This is a genomic window from Rhodopseudomonas sp. P1 (assembly GCF_039642825.1).
Classification (GTDB): Bacteria; Pseudomonadota; Alphaproteobacteria; order Rhizobiales; family Xanthobacteraceae; genus Rhodopseudomonas; species Rhodopseudomonas palustris_H.
Genome location: NZ_CP088006.1, coordinates 2,321,116 through 2,338,244 on the forward strand (window position 1 = coordinate 2,321,116; position 17,129 = coordinate 2,338,244).

General features: G+C 66.6%; 15 protein-coding genes and 2 riboswitches. Of the genes, 11 read left to right on the forward strand and 4 right to left on the reverse strand.

What is annotated here, in order from left to right:
- Positions 1 to 100 precede the first annotated feature (100 nt).
- A riboswitch (cobalamin riboswitch) is annotated at positions 101 to 304 on the reverse strand.
- Positions 305 to 391: 87 nt separating this feature from the next.
- Together tcuB and tcuA are read right to left on the reverse strand one after the other, a co-directional pair.
- Entirely contained in the window at positions 392 to 1,528 is a 1,137-nt protein-coding gene (gene tcuB, locus LRC39_RS10790) for a tricarballylate utilization 4Fe-4S protein TcuB (protein ID WP_346297243.1), read from the reverse strand.
- On the reverse strand, positions 1,515 to 2,813 hold the full coding sequence (gene tcuA, locus LRC39_RS10795) for an FAD-dependent tricarballylate dehydrogenase TcuA (protein WP_346297501.1): 1,299 nt from the start codon (positions 2,811 to 2,813) through the stop codon (positions 1,515 to 1,517). Before tcuA ends, tcuB begins: the two co-directional genes overlap by 14 nt.
- Before the next feature lie 146 nt (positions 2,814 to 2,959).
- Positions 2,960 to 3,168: riboswitch (cobalamin riboswitch) on the forward strand.
- A 203-nt stretch (positions 3,169 to 3,371) separates the two neighbouring features.
- Here tcuA and cobT point away from each other — a divergent pair.
- The 5 genes from cobT to LRC39_RS10820 all read left to right on the forward strand — a co-directional run bounded on the left by cobT (position 3,372) and on the right by LRC39_RS10820 (position 8,541).
- Positions 3,372 to 4,436, forward strand: a complete 1,065-nt coding sequence (gene cobT, locus LRC39_RS10800; RefSeq protein ID WP_346297244.1) for a nicotinate-nucleotide--dimethylbenzimidazole phosphoribosyltransferase — start codon at positions 3,372 to 3,374, stop codon at positions 4,434 to 4,436.
- Positions 4,433 to 5,203 (forward strand): adenosylcobinamide-GDP ribazoletransferase, encoded by a 771-nt coding sequence (locus LRC39_RS10805; RefSeq protein ID WP_346297245.1) that lies wholly within the window; start codon positions 4,433 to 4,435, stop codon positions 5,201 to 5,203. Before cobT ends, LRC39_RS10805 begins: the two co-directional genes overlap by 4 nt.
- Positions 5,204 to 5,289: 86 nt before the next feature.
- A complete protein-coding gene (locus tag LRC39_RS10810; RefSeq protein WP_346297246.1) occupies positions 5,290 to 6,864 on the forward strand; it encodes a cobyric acid synthase in 1,575 nt (524 codons plus the stop codon).
- A gap of 30 nt (positions 6,865 to 6,894) precedes the next feature.
- Positions 6,895 to 7,656: a precorrin-6A synthase (deacetylating) gene (cobF, locus tag LRC39_RS10815; protein WP_346297247.1), complete on the forward strand. Its 762-nt coding sequence runs from the start codon at positions 6,895 to 6,897 to the stop codon at positions 7,654 to 7,656.
- Positions 7,657 to 7,776: 120 nt separating this feature from the next.
- On the forward strand, positions 7,777 to 8,541 hold the full coding sequence (locus LRC39_RS10820; protein ID WP_346297248.1) for a type 1 glutamine amidotransferase: 765 nt from the start codon (positions 7,777 to 7,779) through the stop codon (positions 8,539 to 8,541).
- Positions 8,542 to 8,545: 4 nt separating this feature from the next.
- On the opposite strand, the gene LRC39_RS10825 is transcribed toward LRC39_RS10820, so the two are convergent.
- On the reverse strand, positions 8,546 to 10,195 hold the full coding sequence (locus LRC39_RS10825) for an MFS transporter (protein WP_346297249.1): 1,650 nt from the start codon (positions 10,193 to 10,195) through the stop codon (positions 8,546 to 8,548).
- A 339-nt stretch (positions 10,196 to 10,534) separates the two neighbouring features.
- Here LRC39_RS10825 and LRC39_RS10830 point away from each other — a divergent pair, with 339 nt between their 5' ends.
- From LRC39_RS10830 to LRC39_RS10855, 6 genes are read left to right on the forward strand one after another with little or no spacing between them, the layout of a single operon-like run.
- Positions 10,535 to 11,185, forward strand: coding sequence for a hydrolase (locus LRC39_RS10830; RefSeq protein WP_107355266.1), 651 nt, complete (start codon positions 10,535 to 10,537; stop codon positions 11,183 to 11,185).
- A gap of 24 nt (positions 11,186 to 11,209) precedes the next feature.
- Positions 11,210 to 11,500 carry a XapX domain-containing protein gene (locus LRC39_RS10835; RefSeq protein WP_346297250.1) on the forward strand — a complete coding sequence of 97 codons (291 nt, stop codon included), beginning with the start codon at positions 11,210 to 11,212 and terminating at the stop codon, positions 11,498 to 11,500.
- Positions 11,497 to 13,377, forward strand: a complete 1,881-nt coding sequence (locus tag LRC39_RS10840; protein ID WP_346297251.1) for an amidohydrolase — start codon at positions 11,497 to 11,499, stop codon at positions 13,375 to 13,377. Before LRC39_RS10835 ends, LRC39_RS10840 begins: the two co-directional genes overlap by 4 nt.
- A gap of 1 nt (position 13,378) precedes the next feature.
- Entirely contained in the window at positions 13,379 to 13,804 is a 426-nt protein-coding gene (locus LRC39_RS10845; protein WP_346297252.1) for a DoxX family protein, read from the forward strand.
- Positions 13,805 to 13,823: 19 nt separating this feature from the next.
- A complete protein-coding gene (locus LRC39_RS10850; RefSeq protein ID WP_346297253.1) occupies positions 13,824 to 14,744 on the forward strand; it encodes a glyoxalase in 921 nt (306 codons plus the stop codon).
- Complete coding sequence (locus tag LRC39_RS10855) at positions 14,741 to 16,174, forward strand: alginate export family protein (protein ID WP_346297254.1); 1,434 nt, start codon at positions 14,741 to 14,743, stop codon at positions 16,172 to 16,174. Before LRC39_RS10850 ends, LRC39_RS10855 begins: the two co-directional genes overlap by 4 nt.
- Before the next feature lie 72 nt (positions 16,175 to 16,246).
- On the opposite strand, the gene LRC39_RS10860 is transcribed toward LRC39_RS10855, so the two are convergent.
- Positions 16,247 to 17,089 (reverse strand): alpha/beta fold hydrolase, encoded by an 843-nt coding sequence (locus LRC39_RS10860; protein WP_346297255.1) that lies wholly within the window; start codon positions 17,087 to 17,089, stop codon positions 16,247 to 16,249.
- Positions 17,090 to 17,129: the final 40 nt, after the last annotated feature.

Consider the following 17,129-nt stretch of genomic DNA (forward strand, 5'->3'; position numbering starts at 1 on the left):
CTCGTCGGTTGGCCATCGCGGGCGATGGCTCAAAACCGGCGAACGGACCTGCACTCCGGACCGCCGAAAGACATCCCGGGGCACCCCGCCCGAAACGACGTCATCATAGCAGGCGACGGCAGGTCTCCTGGCTCACGGGTCGTCGCCGATGCAGCCTTCCCGGAATATCTCCAGTGGCGTGTTGCGTCGGCTCACCGTTTACAGTTGCGGGGGCAGCTTCGGCTCGACCGCTGCAAGGCAGCGTTCTTCCGATATTCCCTCTTCGTCCTGTCCGAGGACAGGACACCGTCGGCGCGGGATGTTTGGGACGGAAACGGCGAACTGTCAATCGACCATCATTGGCAACTGGCCGCCGAGAGCCCTCATCAAATTCGCGCCAGCTTGATCGGGATCAAGGCGTATCGCCGGAGGCCTCCGGGGTTCGCGCCAATGTGCTGCGGCGGCTGTCGATCGCCGCACGCAGCAGCGCCGCCGCCCGGAACGGAGCGTGCAGCGCCTTGCTGAACGGCAGGGCGGCGAACAGGCCGAACACCAGCGCGAGATGGATGGTGAGCAGCAGGCCCATCGCCGGCGTGCTGCGGAAGCCGAGCACCGCAAGCCCACTGGCGCCGACCAGGGCGAGCAGAATCAGAAACGCAACGTTCAGTCTGGTTTCGCCGCGATCACTCGGCGCGGGATCGGCCCACGCTTCCAGTCCCAGCAGCCCGACAGCGCCGATGGTCATCGTCACGCCGCCGCCGAGCCCGAGCATCACCGGCAGGCTGGCGACCGGGTAGGGCGCCGCGACGCCGAGCAGATGATGATAAGCGGACGCCGCGATCGTCGACAGGCCGCTGAGCACGAAGCCGCCGGCGGTCAGATGGTGCAAGATCCGTCGCCGCTGCGAGGTACGCTCATCCTGGTCATGGCAGCCGGGTCCGCCGCCGCCGAGGTGACGCAGCGTGATGATGTCGGAGAGGGCAACCGGCAGCGCGCGCACGATCTCGCTGATCGTCGTCTTTGGCGCGATCGCGCGCCAGTATCGCAGCGTCGCCAGCGTGACCACGATAACTGCCCACGCGAAGGTGGCGCCCGCGAGCCCGGCCATCGCCGGCCACGGCAGCACGCGATAGAACGCGCCTTCGCCCGCGTGGGCCGCCAGCAATGTTGCGGGGGAGTCCGCGCCCAGTACGAGGCCGAAGGTGATCAGCAGCGCGAGCGCGACGGTGGCGGGTAATGCGAGCGATGAGGCGCGAAAGATGCGTCCTAGCGCGGGCGGCCACAAATGGTCTGCATAGGAGCGCTGCCGCAGTTCGGCGAACGTCGCCGGCAGATTGACGGCGAACGGATGCGGTGGTGCGTACTGGCAATCGTGCCAGCAGCCCTGGCAGTTGTGGCACAGGTTCGACAGGTAGCTGACGTCGCTCAGGCTGAAGCTGTGCTTGCCGTCGATCGCTGGAAACACCGGGCAGAGCCCATCGCAATACATGCAGGCGCTGCAGATCCGCAGCACGCGCTCGGCTTCGAGCATCGGATCAGCCGCGGACATGGCGTGCCGCCTCCTCGCCGGCGATCTGGCCGAATACTGCCGATAGGGTGATGCCGAGCCCGGCGAGATAGCCGCGGCGCAGCACATTCGCAGCCATGATCATGCCGGCCGCGAACAGATCGTCGTGGCGGCGACCGTCGGCCTGGACCACCCGCATCGTTGCATCCACCTTGATGCCGTAGTGCACGAACGTCAGCCCCGGCCGCATCGGATAGGCGGCAAATGGTGGCTCCGCGATGCTACGCGCGGCGTTGGCCGGGGCGGCATTGAAGCCCTCAATGCTTGGCAACAGAGCGGTGGGATCGATCTGCAGCGCGGCAGCTAGTTCGCCGAGGTTCGGCGCAGTGACCGGCGCCAGTGCGGATGGCGCGGCACGCGCGAGCCCTTGGGTATCGAGCACCAGATAAGCGAGTTGGCCGGGGCAGGCGGCGATCCTTGGTCCCCATTTGGCGTAGTGAGAGGGTTGCGCGCCGGCCCCTGCGACGTCGATGGGAGCACCGGATCGATCGACGACGAGGCCGAGTGGAATCGACGTGATCCGGGTGACGATGCCGCCGTCGAATTGCGGCCCGCGCGCATCGACCGGAACGACGTGGCACATGGTCGGATCGCCGATCGCGCGGCCCCCCGCCGCGATCAGCAGATCGAGCATTCGGCCGTCCGAATATGGCGTGCCGCGGACCATCCAGCCGTCGGCGGCGCTGCCGAAATTTTCGCGCAGCCACGCCAGATCGGCACCCGGGCCACCAGCGCAGACGACGATGCTGCGCGTGCTGATTGCGGGATCGGACGTAGCGCTTCGCACACTGATCGTCCAGCCATCGTCGTCGTGGCACAGCGATCTGACTTCGCTGTCGTAACTGATGACAATGCCGAGCCGCTCAGCGGCAACGTACAGCGCATTGATCATCGCTTTGCCGCCGCCGAGCGGAAACGCGGTGCGGCGCGAATACGGCATCACTCCAGTGCCCGGTGGCTGCAGATGCACGCCGTGATCGATTAGCCAGCCGGCGATGCTGTCTGCGCGTTCGATCAGCAGCTCCGTCAACGCCCGATCGGTGTCGCCCGTGATGCTGCGCAGCTCGGCGCGCAATTCGGCGGCCGTGTAGGTGTCGGGCACGTAGTCGAGGGGCGTCTCGTGCGTCAGCCGGAAATTGCGGCCGTGGCGCGCGTTGCCGCCGCGTAACGGCCGCGGCGCCGCTTCGAGCAGGCGGACCGAAGCGCCGCTGCGGCGCGCGGCAATCGCCGCGCAAAGACCGGCGATTCCGCCGCCTATCACCGTCACATCCCACAGCAAGATGCGGTCAATCCGGTCGAGATGATGCGCCAGGGCCGCTCGAGAGCGGCCAGGAAAAGCGCGGCTTGGTGGACCTTCGTCTTAGAGGGCGGCTCCGGGTTGTTGTCAATCTTGCGCCCGTGGCGTCGTCGTGCTGTGGTGCCGCCCGCTTCGGTGCCCTTCGTTCGAAGGGTGAAACGGGAATGCGGTGCGGCGAGCAATCGCCAAGTCCGCGGCTGCCCCCGCAACTGTAAGCGGACCGCTTCCGGTCACACCGCCACTGAGCACGGCGCAACAGCCGCTCGGGAAGGCGACCGGGACAATGTCCGCGAGCCAGGAGACCGGCCGAAGTCCGAAAACCATGCCATTCGACGGTGGGTCGAAGAAGGACACAGACATGCTGCACCGGCCACCGACCTGACGCGCGCCTCCGCTTTCCGCGGATAAATCCCGTCGTCGCCCGAACGAACCAGCGCGCACAGCTTTGCTGTCGCCGCCACGATGGGCGTTCGACTGTCTTCACTCCCCGCCGTCGCGGCGGCAGCCTTCTTATTGCCGAGCTTCCGAATGCACGCGCCCTTGCTCGACCCACGTATTCTGTCCGTTCCGCCGATCGATCCCGCCCATGAATCCGAGCTGCGGGCTCGGCTCGACGGCAAGGCGAAGCCGCCGGGTTCGCTCGGCCGGCTCGAAGAACTCGCCGTGCAGCTCGGGCTGATCTGGCATCCGGCGCCGCCGCGGGCGGAGCGCGCGACGGTGTTCATCTTTGCCGGCGATCATGGCCTCGCCGCCGATCGGGTGTCGCCGTATCCAGCGAGCGTGACCCGATCGATGGTCGAGGCATATCTGGCAGACTGCGCCGGCGTGAACGTTCTGGCGAAAGCGGTCGCGACCGAGGTGCGGATCGTCGACGGCGGCATCGATGCCGATATGCCGCCACATCCCAAGCTGATCGGTCGCAAGATCCGCCGCGGCACCCGCAACGCGCGCCACGAACCGGCAATGACTCACCAGGAGGCCGCGCGTGCGATCACCGCGGCGGCCGATCTGGTGCGCGAGGATATCGCGGGCGGGCTCGACATCGTCGCGATCGGCGAGATGGGAATCGGCAACACGACGTCTGCCGCGTTGATCACCCACGCGCTCACGGGCGAGCCGATCTTTGATTGCGTCGGCCGCGGCGCCGGGATGGATGATGCCGGTGTCGCGCACAAGCGCGCCATCGTCGAACAGGCCGCGGCGCGGGCACAGCCGACGGCACCGCTCGACGTGCTTGCCGAGTTCGGCGGCTTCGACATCGCGATGATGGCCGGCGCAGTGCTCGGCGCTGCGACCTCGCGGCGGCCGGTGGTGATCGACGGCTTCATCGCCAGCGCGGCTGCGCTGCTCGCGGTGCGGCTGCAGCCCGCCGCGCGCGATTACTGCGTGTTCTCGCATCGCTCGGCCGAGCGCGGCCATCGCGTGCTGCTCGAAGCGATGCAGGCGACGCCGTATCTCGATCTCGGATTGCGGCTCGGTGAGGGCACCGGTGCGCTGATGACCGTTCCGCTGCTGCGCGCCGCGGCCGGCATCCTCAACGATCTCGCCGCACTGTCGGACGTGCTGGCGGGCCGGTTCGGATCGCGCGCGTGAGCCGGCAGATTCAATCGCTGCTCAACGCCGTGCAGTTCATGACGCTGGTGCCGACGCCGCGCACCGCGCAGTTCGACGACGACTGGCTGCTGAGCGCATCGAAGTACTTTCCGCTGGTCGGCGCCGGGATCGGTCTTGTGTGCGGTGGCGTGCTGCTCGCAGGCTCGCTGATCTGGTCCGGCGTGGTGCCGGCAATGATGGCCGTCGCCGCTGGCGCGGCGCTCACCGGCGCGCTGCACGAAGACGGCATCGCCGATACAGCGGACGGCCTGTTTGGTGGCCGCAGCCGCGAGCAGCGCCTGGCGCTGATCAAGGACAGCCGCCTCGGCCTCTATGGCGCGGTGGCGCTGGTACTCAGTTTTGCGATCCGCGTCGCAGCGCTGGCGAGCCTGCCGCCGTGGCTCGGCGTCGCGACTCTGGTGGCCGGCTATAGTCTTGGGCGGACCGGTATCGTCGCGGCGATGTCGGCGCTGCCTTATGCCGGTGACGCAGCCACCGGCAAGCTGAGCTATCCGACGCGCGCGATCAGCAGCGCGGGCTGGGTCGGTCTGGCTGCGTTCAGCGTGCTCGGCGCGCTGTGGCTGGTCATGCTCAATCCGCCGGCGGCGATCGTGGGGCTTCTGGTCGCGGGCGTGTTCGGTCTGGCGGCGCCGTGGATCGCGCTCCGGCTGATCGGCGGCTATCGCGGCGATGTGCTCGGCGCCACCGAACAGATGATCCAGATCGGCCTGTTGCTCGGCGTCGTGGCGATGGCCGGCCATGGCTGAGTGATGCCGTGGCTGCCGATCACGTTCGACCGCAGGCGCGGGCGGCTGCGCTGCTTCCCCTTAACTCCATGCTATCGAGTGGTTTCATGACCGACGCCCATGTCGAGGAGCTCATCTCCCGGATCCAATTCACGCCGCGCGCGACCACCGGTCCGCGGCGCGCCCGCTCGCTGATGATCCAGGGCACCAGTTCGGACGTCGGAAAGAGCATGGTGGTCGCCGGGCTGTGCCGTGCCTTCGCCCGGCGTGGGCTGGTGGTGCGTCCATTCAAGGCGCAGAACATGAGCAACAACGCCGCGGTCGCGTCCGACTCGGATCTGCCGCTCGGTCCGAACGGCGAACAAGTTCGAGGCGAGATCGGCCGCGCTCAGGCGCTGCAGGCGCGCGCGTGTGGCGTGGCGCCGTCGATTCACATGAACCCGGTGCTGCTGAAACCGCAGTCGGAGATCGGCGCCCAGGTGGTGCTGCGCGGACGCGTGCTCGGCAACTGCCCGGCGCGAATCTATCACCACATGCGGCAGCGGCTGATCCCGGCGGTGGTCGACAGCTTCGAGCGGCTCGCTGCCGAGGCCGATCTGGTACTGGTCGAAGGCGCCGGCAGCGGCGCCGAGGTCTACTTGCGCGCCTCCGACATCACCAACATGCGGTTCGCCGAGGCGGCCGATCTGCCGGTCGTGTTTCTGTCGGACATCGATCGCGGCGGCACCATGGCGGCATTGGTCGGCAGCTACGTGCTGCTGAGCGAGGGCGATCGGGCCCGCGTCGTCGGCTATCTGATCAACAAGTTCCGCGGCGACTTCTCGCTGTTCGAACCCGGCTGCCGGACCATCACGGCGGAGACCGGCTGGCCGTTCCTCGGCGTGCTGCGCTGGTTTCCCGGCGCCGACCGACTGCCGGCAGAGGACTCGCTGGCGCTGGAGCGCGCCGCAGCGGCGAGCCGGGGCAAGCTCAAGATCGCGGTGCCGCGGCTGCAGCGCGTTGCCAACTTCGATGACCTCGATCCGTTGGTGGCCGAGCCCGACATCGACCTGCAGTGGATTCAGCCGGGCTCGCCGATTCCGGCGGATGTCGATGTCGTGGTGCTGCCGGGCTCGAAAGCGACCCGCACCGAGCTCGATCTGATCCGGCGCGAGGGCTGGGATATCGACATTCACGCCCACGTCCGCCGCGGCGGCCGCGTCGTCGGGCTGTGCGCCGGCTTCCAGATGCTCGGCCGCGTGGTGCGCGATCCGCAAGGCATTGAAGGACCTGCGGGCGAGACCGCAGGGCTTGGTTTGCTCGACATTGAGACCGAGATTTCTGGCGACAAGCGCCTGATCGAGATCGATGCGGTCGATCGGGTCAGCGGGTGCCGTGTCGTCGGCTACGAGATGCATATGGGGCGGACCACCGGCCCAGGTTTGGCGCGGCCCTGGCTGAAGCTTGAGGAGGGCGGCACCGAGCGCGCCGAAGGCGCAGTCTCGGCGGACGGCCGCGTCAGCGGCGGCTATCTGCACGGCATCTTCGGCGGCGATGCGTTCCGCTCTGCCTGGCTGGCACAGATCGGTGCCGCGTCCTCCGGGCTCGATTTCGAGCGGCGGGTCGAGGAGACGCTGGACGCGCTCGCCGATCATTGCGAAAGCAATCTCGATCTCGATGCCTTGCTGGCGCTGGCGCGGTGAAGCGGCGTTCGCGGGCGGAATAGGACGACGATGCGGAAGATCTTGTTGATCGGAATCGGGCCGGGCGGTCCGAACTATCTGACCCTTCAGGCTGTCGAGGCGCTGAACCGCGCCACCGTGTTCTTCATTCCCGACAAGGGAGAAGAAAAGGCCGAGCTGCGCCTGGCGCGGGAGCAGATCTGCGAGCGCTTCATCAAGACGCCGGGTTACCGCTTCGTCACCATCGACATCCCCAAGCGTGAGCCGCAGCCGCAGGATTATCGAGCCACGGTGGACGATTGGCACGCCCAGATCGCCGACCGGTTTCAGCACGCGATGACCGAGCAACTGCCGGAGGATGGTTGCGGCGCATTTCTGGTGTGGGGCGATCCGTCGCTTTACGACAGCACGATCCGCATTCTCGACCGGCTGCGCGGGCGCGGGATGGCGATCGACTACGAGATCATTCCCGGCATCACCGCAGTGCAGGCGCTGACGGCGCGTCATGGCATCGCGCTCAACGGCATCGGCGAACCCGTCACGGTGACGACAGGGCGCAAGCTCGCCGCCGCGGGGCGATGGTCGGGCGAGACAACGGTAGTGATGCTCGACGGCGAGGAGACTTTCGCCAAGATCGACGCCGAGGGGGCCGAAATCTTCTGGGGTGCGAACCTCGGCATGGATGACGAAGTCCTGGTAGCCGGCAAGCTCCCGGAGATTGCGCCCGAGATTCAGCGCGTTCGCCGCCAGGTGCGTGCCGCCAAGGGCTGGGTGATGGACATCTATCTGCTCCGTAAAGCAGGGGAATCGTAGATTGGTACCGTCGCGCTTCGACGGGCGCTGCTCATTTATCGCGCTTGCTCGATGCCAGCGTATCGGCCAAAACCGCGCCATCGGTGGCGCGCATCACGCGCCGATCTGAGCGGGGCCGACATGAACAGTATCGCGACCAGCCCGAACAGAAGCGGACTGCGCTTCCTGGTGTTTCAACACGTCGATGTCGAGCATCCCGGCATCTTCCGCGAGTTCTGGCGCGAAGCGGGGATCGTGTGGGATGCAGTCGAACTCGATGCAGGTGAACCGATCCCAGCGCTCGAGCCGTACGACGCTCTGATCGTGATGGGCGGCCCGCAAGACGTTTGGCAGGAAGACGAGCATCCCTGGCTGGTGCCGGAGAAGGCCGCGATCCGGCGTTTCGTGCAGGAGCTTGGCCGGCCGTATCTTGGCATCTGCCTCGGGCATCAGTTGCTTGCGGCTGCACTCGGCGGCGAAGTCCGTCTCGGCCAGACTCCTGAGGTTGGTCCGGGCGAAGTCGAGCTGACGGCGGCCGGCGCAACCGATCCGTTGTTCGCCGGTCTTTCCAGCCCGTTGCAGACCTTCCAATGGCACGGGGCCGAAGTCGCGACGCTGCCCGCCGGGGGAGAAGTGCTGGCGCGCAATGATGCTTGCGCGGTACAGGCGTTCCGGTTTGGCCCTGCGGCTTACGGGCTACAGTATCACGTCGAGATCACCGACCGCACCGTGCCCGAATGGCAGCAGATTCCCGCGTACGCGGCTTCGCTCGAGACGGCGCTCGGGCGCGAGCGCGCCGCGAAGCTCGCCGACGAGACCACCGGGCTCTTGCCCGGTTTTGCGCAGGCGGCGCGCCGGCTCAACGACAACTTCCTGCAGATCGTGGCGCGCGCTGCGGCGCGCTAAGTCATCAAGGCGTTTGCGGCGGATGCCCTGGCTGCCGTTTGATGTGCCCATGCGGCGCGGCGATCAGATGCGTCACTTTTGGTTCGGCATCAAACAAGCGGATCTGCTCCTGCAGCACCCGATCGGCATTGGTGACGCGCTCGTGCTGGCGGAGATGCTCCAGCCATGAAGCGACCTTGAAGGTTTCGACAAAGCGGCCGGGATCGGCCGCATCCTCGAACACGCCCCATTGATAGGCGCCGTCGCGCCGCCGCTGCCGGCTGAGATGCCGCACCGCGCTGAGAAACGCCTCGCGATGGCTCGGCGCAATTCGGTACTCGACCGTGATCAGCACCGGGCCCTGATCCGGTTCGGCGTCGATGCTGACGATCGGCGTCGGCCAGTGCATCGACGGCGACAGATCGACGTCCGCGCCGGCCTTCAGTTTCCATCGCCAGGTCACCACAATGCCGAGCACCGCGCCCGCCGCCGCCGCGAAATGCGCGATCGGCAGGCCGAACGATGAGGCGATCTGGCCCCACAGTGCACTGCCTGCGGTCATTGCGCCGAAGAACACGGTGACGAACATCGCCAGGCCGCGTCCGCGGACCCAATCCGGCAGCACGACCTGCACCGAGACGTTGAGGCTGGCCAGCACGGCGATCCACGAGACGCCGGCGAGCAGGCACGCGGCGACAGCGAGTTCGACCTGCCGGGCAAGGCCGAGCATCACCAGGCACAGCGCGGTGCCGAGCGTGCCGGCGGCGACCAACCGGTCGGGGCCGAGCGCGGCCTTCAGCTTCGGCAGGATGAGCGCGCCGCCGATCGCGCCAGCGCCGACGGCACCGAGCAGGATGCCGTACAGCTCCGGCCCGCCGGCGATCCGCGACCGGGCCACCAGCGGCAGCAGCGCCCAATACGCGCTGGCAAAGAAAAAGAACGCCACCGCGCGCACCAGCGTCGCGCGCAGCTCGGTGTTGTGGCGAGCGTGACGGATGCCGGTGATCAGTGCTTCGATCAGTCGTTCCGGGGGCAGCGTGCCGCTGCGCGGATGAGCGGGGCGCCACCAGATCAGCGCGGCGATCACCGCAAGGTTGCTGACCGCATTGATCCAGAACGGCGCGGCGATGCCGAGGCTGCCGATTGCGATGCCGCCCAGCGCCGGGCCGATCGCCCGGCTGATATTGATCCCGACGCCGTTGCTGGCGACCGCGGAAGCGAGGTCCTGCTTCGGCACCAGATCCGGCACGATCGATTGAAACGCCGGTGCGGCAAAGGCCGCGCCGGCGCCGAGCAGGAACGTGAACAGCAACAGCTGCGGCGGCGTCATCAGGCCAAGCCACACCAGCGCCGCGCTGGCACCGGCAAACAAGGTCAGGACGATCTGCACCACGATCAGAAACTTGCGCTTGTCGACGATATCGGCGAGCGCACCCGCCGGAATGGCAAGCAGGAAGATCGGCAGGTTGGACGCGACTTGCACGAGCGCGACCTGCAGCGGGTCTGCCTCCAGGCTGGTCATCAGCCAGCCGGAGGCGGCATTGAACATCCAGGTGCCGACGTTGGACACCACCGTTGCCGTCCATACCACCGTGAAGGCGATGTGGTGAAAGGCTGCCCAGGATGAAGGGCGTGGCGGAGCCGCTGTCTGCTGGCCGCCTTCAACACTGCTCATCGGTCCTCGCTGGGTTGAAGGCGCTCGTGATCCGTCCGGCGCTGGTTGCCAAAGCGGAAATCTATCGCGGCGGCGCCAAGCGAGATTGCAGGACCTTGCTGCGGTTTGAATGTTTGAGCGCCGCGTCGGGCGCGAGAGGATCGCTCGTCATCAGATCCGAAGCAGCGCGAGCCGCCCTGCCCACATGAGTGCACCTGCGGTGAGATGTCGTCATCGGCGTGAGCAGGGCGCCGCGCGTTCGTGCAAGCGGTGACGGGTTCGTCCAAGCGATCCGGACGCCGGGCAGGGCATGATCGCGTCCAGTTGCTTCAGCTCAGCCCCGAACTTTGGAGAGTTCCGATGTCGAAACTGGATATGCTTACGCCCGAGAACTGCGCGATCGCGCTGATCGATTATCAGCCGGCGATGTATCAGGGGGTGCAGTCGCACGACCGCCTTGTGGTGTTCAACAACATCCAGATCCTCGCCAAGGCGGCCAAGCTGTTCAAGATTCCGACGGTGCTGACCACGGTGGCCAAGGATTCGTTCTCCGGCCCGTTCATGCCGGAAGTCACCGAGCTGTTTCCGAACCTCGACATCATCGACCGCACCTCGATGAACTCGTGGCTCGATCCGAACTTCCGCAAAGCCGTCGCCGCCACCGGCCGCAAGAAGTTCGTGATCGCCGGGCTGTGGACCGAAGCCTGCGTCATGTTCCCGACGCTCGACATGCTGAAGGAAGGCTACGAGATCTACATTCCGGCCGATGCCTGCGGTGATCTGTCGATGGAAGCGCACAACCGCTCGATGGAGCGCGCGATCCAAGCCGGCGCGGTGCCGATCACTTCCTGCCAGTACGCATTCGAACTGCAGCAGGACTGGGCGCGCTCGGAGACCTATGAGGGCATGATGGACATCCTGCGGGCGCACTCGCCCTATGGCATCCAGATCCGTTTCTCCAAGTGGGCGCTCGGCGAACACGCCTCCGAGGGCGGCACCAAGGCCGCCTGACGCGATCGGCGCGGGGAGAGCACGATGAAAGTATATCTGCTGTCGCTCGGTGCCGGCCTGTTGGTCGGCATCATCTACAGCTTGCTCAACGTGCGCTCCCCCGCGCCGCCGCTGGTGGCGCTGATCGGACTACTCGGCATTCTGGCCGGCGAGCAGATCGTGCCGGTGGCGCGCCAGATCATCTCCGGCCACAGCCTTGCGGCCGCGTGGCGCGACGCCAGGTGCACGCCGCACATCTTCGGCATGCTGCCGGGGCGCCGCGCCGCCGACGCGTCCACGACTTCTGAACCGCAGCAGATGGAGAAGCACTCATGAGCACCGCGCCCGACGTCATCCTGCATCGCGGCCTGTTCACGACGCTGGATCGGAGCAACCCGACCGCCAGTGCGGTGGCGATCTCGGACGGGCGGTTCACGGCGGTCGGGCACGACCGCGATGTCTTGCCGCTCGCTGGTCCCTCGACCCGCGTGATCGATCTGAAGGGCCGGCGGGTGCTGCCTGGTCTGATCGACAACCATCTGCACATCATCCGCGGCGGCCTGAACTTCAACATGGAGCTGCGCTGGGACGGTGTCCGTTCGCTCGCCGATGCGATGAACATGCTGAAGCGCCAGGTCGCGATCACGCCGCCGCCGCAATGGGTGCGCCTGGTCGGCGGCTTTACCGAGCACCAGTTCGCCGAGAAGCGGCTGCCGACCATCGACGAACTCAACGCCGTGGCGCCGGATACGCCGGTGTTTCTGTTGCATCTGTATGACCGCGCCATCCTCAACGGCGCGGCGCTGCGCGCGGTCGGCTACACCAGGGACACGCCGGAACCGCCCGGCGGCGAGATCACCCGCGATGCCAACGGCAATCCCACCGGCCTGCTGCTCGCCAAGCCGAACGCCAACATCCTTTACGCGACACTGGCAAAGGGCCCGAAGCTGCCGTTCGACTATCAGGTCAACTCCACCCGCCACTTCATGCGGGAATTGAATCGGCTTGGCGTCACCGGTGCGATCGACGCCGGCGGCGGTTTCCAGAATTATCCCGACGATTACGCGGTGATCCAGAAGCTCGACGAGGAGGGGTTGCTGACGATCCGGCTCGCCTACAATCTGTTCACGCAGAAGCCGAAGGGCGAGAAGGACGACTTCCTCAACTGGACCAAGACCTCCAAATACAAGCAGGGCAACGACTACTTTCGGCACAACGGCGCCGGCGAGATGCTGGTGTTCTCGGCCGCCGACTTCGAGGATTTCCGCGTACCACGCCCCGACATGCCGCCGGAGATGGAAGGCGAGCTCGAGGAGGTGGTGCGCATCCTGGTGCAGAACAAATGGCCGTGGCGTCTGCACGCGACCTACGACGAGACGATCTCCCGCGCGCTCGACGTGTTCGAGAAGGTGAATCAGGACACGCCGCTCGACGGTCTACACTGGTTCTTCGATCATGCCGAAACGATTTCGGACCGCTCGATCGACCGGATCGCGGCGCTCGGCGGCGGCATCGCCGTGCAGCACAGGATGGCGTATCAGGGCGAGTACTTCGTCGAGCGCTACGGCTTCGGCGCCGCGGAGGCGACCCCGCCGGTGAAGCGCATTCTCGACAGCGGCGTCAAGGTCTCCGCCGGCACCGATGCGACCCGGGTCGCGTCATACAATCCGTGGGTGTCGCTGTCCTGGCTGGTGACCGGCCGCACCGTCGGCGGCCTTCGGATCACGCCGCAGCGAAACTGCCTCGACCGCGAGACCGCGCTGCGGATGTGGACCGAGAATGTCACCTGGTTCTCCAACGAGGAAGGCAACAAGGGGCGCATCGCCGTCGGCCAGCTCGCCGACGTGGTGGTGCCCGACCGCGACTATTTCTCCTGCAGCGAAGCCGAAATTGCCGATACGACCGCACTGCTGACGATGGTCGGCGGCAAGGTGGTGTATGGCGCCGCCGAGTTCGCCGGTCTCGACGACAGCGCGCCGCCGCCGGCGATGCCGGACTGGTCGCCGGTGCGCCGGTTCGGCGGCTACGCCGCCTGGGCGGACGATGAAAGTGCGGCCGGCAAGGTCGCGGTACAGGCGATGACGTTGTGCGGCTGCGCCAACAGCTGCACGCTGCATGGTCACGATCACGCCACCGCGTGGTCGAGCAAGCTGCCGGTCTCCGATCTGAAGAGTTTCTGGGGCGCGCTGGGCTGCGCTTGCTGGGCGGTGTGAGGTGAGGCCGGCTGACGAGCCGAGGTGGGCGGCGACGATCCTGTCGTCGCCGCTGCTGTGGCACGCCGCGCGCTTCGCGCTGGTGTCCGCCTATCTGCTCGGCGGCGTGGTGAAGCTTTTCGACTTTGCCGGGGCTGTGGCCGAGCAGGAGAGGTTCGGCCTGCATCCCGGCTGGCTGTGGGCATCGCTCGCCATCATCGTTGAACTGGGTGGCTCGCTCCTGGTGCTCGTCGATCGGCTGGTCTGGTTTGGTGCCGGCGCGCTTGGCGCCCTGACCTTCGTGGCGATGCTGACGGCGAATGCGTTCTGGTCCGCGCCTGCAGCGGATCGTGGGATGCAGGCAAACGCCTTCTTTGAACATCTCGGACTGATCGCCGGCTTCGTGCTGGTGGCGATGCTGTCCGACCAACGGCGATCGACGTCCTGATATTGGCGAGGAGACTTCCGTGAAACAGATCTCGAAACCCCTTCTGTTGCTGGCGATCGCCGCCGCGCTGAGTTCGCCGGTGGCAGCGAAGGAAGCGCGCCACGCCAACCCATCGGTTGCGGTCGCGCCGCAATACGACACCACGCATGTCTATGTGGCGCCCGAGGACGTTGAGAAATTCGTGGCGAGCTTTCTCGCCACCTTCGGCGGCAAGAGCACCAAGCAGGTGGTCGCGACCGTGACGCCGACGCCGAGCAGCACCACCTCGCAGTTGCTGCAGACCCCGGTGGGCACGGTGTCGTTGTTCGGGTTCAAGACACCGATCCCGTACCCGTTCGGCGCTGAGCGCAACGGCTATCTGGTCAGCGATATCGATGTGGCGATCAGGCAGGCGCGCGCCGCGGGCGCGTCCGTGATCGTGTCGACCTTCCCGGATCCGATCGGACGCGACGCGGTTGTGCAGTGGCCCGGCGGAGTCAACATGCAGCTGTACTGGCACACGACCAAGCCGGACTATGCCGCGTTCACTTCGGTCCCGGAGAACCGGGTGTATGTCGCGGCCGATCGGGCCGAGGCGTTCGTGCGCAGCTTCGTCAAGTTCTCGCACGGCCGGGTCGTGTCGGACAGCAGCGTCGCATCCGGCGCCGAGGTGGGCAAGCCCGACGCCAAGATCAAGCGAATCCGGATCGAATCTACATTCGGCAAGATGACCGTGTTCGTCACCGACGGACATTTGCCGTATCCTTACGGCCACGAGACCACCGGCTATGAAGTCGCCGATCTGGAGGCGACGATGGCCAAGGCGAAGGAAGCGGGCGTGACAGTTCTGGTGCCGCCTTATTCGTTCGAGGACCGCAAAGCCGCGATGCTGCAATTCCCCGGTGGCTACGTGGCGGAGATCCACGCCGCGGCGCAGCGGCACGCGGCGGCGGCCGAGTGAAGGCGGCCGGCGGAGGGCGCGGGGAAGTTCGGCGCGCGGCGCGCTTGCGCTTCGTGCTGCTGGCCTCCGTCGCGCTCATCGCCGTCGGCCGTGTTGCCCGCGCGGCTGATGATGCCCCGGCGCGGCCGTCGATCCAGTCCAATCGGTGGGCAGAGGATTGGTCGGTGCTGGCCGATCCGAAACTGCGGACCGAGCCGTTCGATTCCCTCAAATACGTGCCGCTGTGGGTGTCCGATCCGAATAGCTATGTGTCGTTCGGTGCCAATCTGCGCGAGCGGTTCGAGTTCAACAACGCCCCGGCGTTCGGCACAGGCGGCAATGCCCGCGACAGTTACGTCATCCAGCGGCTGCAGCTCCACGCCGATGTGCATTTCGATGCCAATTGGCGGGCGTTCGTCCAGCTCGAGGACGATCGGGCGTTCGACAAGCTGAACGTGGCCTCGGTCGATCAGGATCGGGTCGACCTGCGGCTGGCGTTTCTCGAATACACCAAGCAGTTCTCCGGCGGGCTGCTCAAAGCCCGGGTCGGCCGGCAGGACTTCGCCTTCGACCTGCAGCGTTTCGTGTCGTCGCGCGACGGCCCCAACGTGCGGCAATCGTTCGACGCTGTGTGGGCCGATTGGGAGACCGGCACTTGGCGGTTCATCGGCTTCGTTAGCCGGCCGGTGCAGTATTTCGACGAGACCCCGTTCGACGACCGCTCGTCCGATCAGTTCCGCTTCAGCACCCTCCGCATCGAACGCAAGGTGCTCGGCAATAACGAGCTGTCGGCGTACTATTCGTTGTATGAGCGCGCCGGCGCGCGCTATCTCGATGCCTTCGGTAATGAGCGTCGGCATATCTTCGACCTTCGCTTCGCCGGCAAGCAGGGGCCGCTCGATTGGGACCTCGAGGCGATGGGGCAGACCGGGCAGGTGGGGGCCGCCGCTGCACGGGCCTGGGCGGTGGGTGCCCGCGCCGGCTACACGCTGCCTGCCGCCTGGCAGCCGCGGCTCGGGCTGCAGTTCGATGCGGCGTCTGGCGACGATCACCCGAAAGACGGCGTGCTCGGCACCTTCAATCCCTTGTTCCCGAACGGCTATTACTTCACGCTGGCTGGCTTCACCGGATATTCGAACCTTGTTCACCTCAAGCCGTCGATCACCGTCTCGCCGGCGAGCCGGCTGAAGCTGATGGCGGCGGTCGGCCTGCAATGGCGCGCCACGACGGCGGACGCGATCTACGTGCAGCCGAGTGTGCCGGTGGCCGGCACCGCCGGCGTTGGCAGCGCCTGGACCGGCGCCTACGGCCAGCTCCGCCTCGACTACGCCTTCAACGCGCATCTCATCGGCGCGATCGAAGCAGTGCATTTCGAGGTCGGCGACACCATCCGCACCGCCGGTGGCCGCAGCTGCGATTATCTCGGCGCGCAGTTGCAATACGGTTGGTAGGAGCCAGGTAAAACGCAACGGCCCGGCGCGACGATGGGTCGGGCCGGACCGCTGCTTGGTTGCCGCGGGGCCTTATTCCTTCACGAACGCCAGCAGGTCGGCGTTGAGCACGTCGGCATGGGTGGTGAGCATGCCGTGCGGATAGCCCGGATAGGTCTTCAGCTTGCCGTTCTTCAGCAGCTTGACCGAGAGCTTGGCGGAATCCTCGATCGGCACGATCTGATCGTCCTCGCCGTGCAGCACCAGTGTCGGGACGGTGATGGCCTTCAGATCGTCGGTCTGGTCGGTCTCGGAGAACGCCTTGATGCCGTCATAGTGGGCCTTGGCGCTACCCATCATGCCCTGGCGCCACCAGTTGTTGACCACGCCCGGCATCGTCTTCGCATCAGGTCGGTTGAAGCCGTAGAACGGCCCGGCCGGGACGTCGAGGAAGAATTGCGCGCGGTTGCCGGCGAGCGCCTTGCGGAAGCCGTCGAACACTTCGATCGGCAGGCCGCCGGGGTTTTTCTCTGTTTTCAGCATCAGCGGCGGCACGGCAGAGACCAGCACGGCCTTGGCGACGCGGCCCTGCGGCTCACCGAACTTGGCGACGTAACGCGCGACTTCACCGCCGCCGGTCGAGTGACCGATGTGCACCGCCTTCTTCAGATCGAGATGCTCGGCGACGGCGGAGGCATCCGCCGCGTAGTGGTCCATGTCGTGGCCGCTGTCGACTTGAGACGAGCGGCCATGACCGCGGCGATCATGAGCGACGGCGCGATAACCGTTGGCCAGGAAGAACAGCATCTGTGCGTCCCAATCGTCGGACGACAGCGGCCAGCCGTGATGAAACACGATTGGCTGGGCCTGCTTCGGGCCCCAATCCTTGTAGAAGATATCGACGCCGTCCTTGGTCTTGACGAATCCGCTGCTCATTCCGTGGTCTCCTTGTGAAGGTCGCTGAGGGTGGGCCGGC

Excerpts from the sequence above, each read along its gene's own strand:
- LRC39_RS10810 (WP_346297246.1), top strand. The coding sequence starts at position 5,290 with ATGACCGACGCCCATGTCGAGGAGCTCATCTCCCGGATCCAATTCACG.
- LRC39_RS10860 (WP_346297255.1), bottom strand. The coding sequence starts at position 17,089 with ATGAGCAGCGGATTCGTCAAGACCAAGGACGGCGTCGATATCTTCTAC.
- cobT (WP_346297244.1), top strand. The coding sequence starts at position 3,372 with ATGCACGCGCCCTTGCTCGACCCACGTATTCTGTCCGTTCCGCCGATC.
- LRC39_RS10830 (WP_107355266.1), top strand. The coding sequence starts at position 10,535 with ATGTCGAAACTGGATATGCTTACGCCCGAGAACTGCGCGATCGCGCTG.
- cobF (WP_346297247.1), top strand. The coding sequence starts at position 6,895 with ATGCGGAAGATCTTGTTGATCGGAATCGGGCCGGGCGGTCCGAACTAT.
- LRC39_RS10835 (WP_346297250.1), top strand. The coding sequence starts at position 11,210 with ATGAAAGTATATCTGCTGTCGCTCGGTGCCGGCCTGTTGGTCGGCATC.
- LRC39_RS10825 (WP_346297249.1), bottom strand. The coding sequence starts at position 10,195 with ATGAGCAGTGTTGAAGGCGGCCAGCAGACAGCGGCTCCGCCACGCCCT.
- tcuB (WP_346297243.1), bottom strand. The coding sequence starts at position 1,528 with ATGTCCGCGGCTGATCCGATGCTCGAAGCCGAGCGCGTGCTGCGGATC.
- LRC39_RS10820 (WP_346297248.1), top strand. The coding sequence starts at position 7,777 with ATGAACAGTATCGCGACCAGCCCGAACAGAAGCGGACTGCGCTTCCTG.
- LRC39_RS10840 (WP_346297251.1), top strand. The coding sequence starts at position 11,497 with ATGAGCACCGCGCCCGACGTCATCCTGCATCGCGGCCTGTTCACGACG.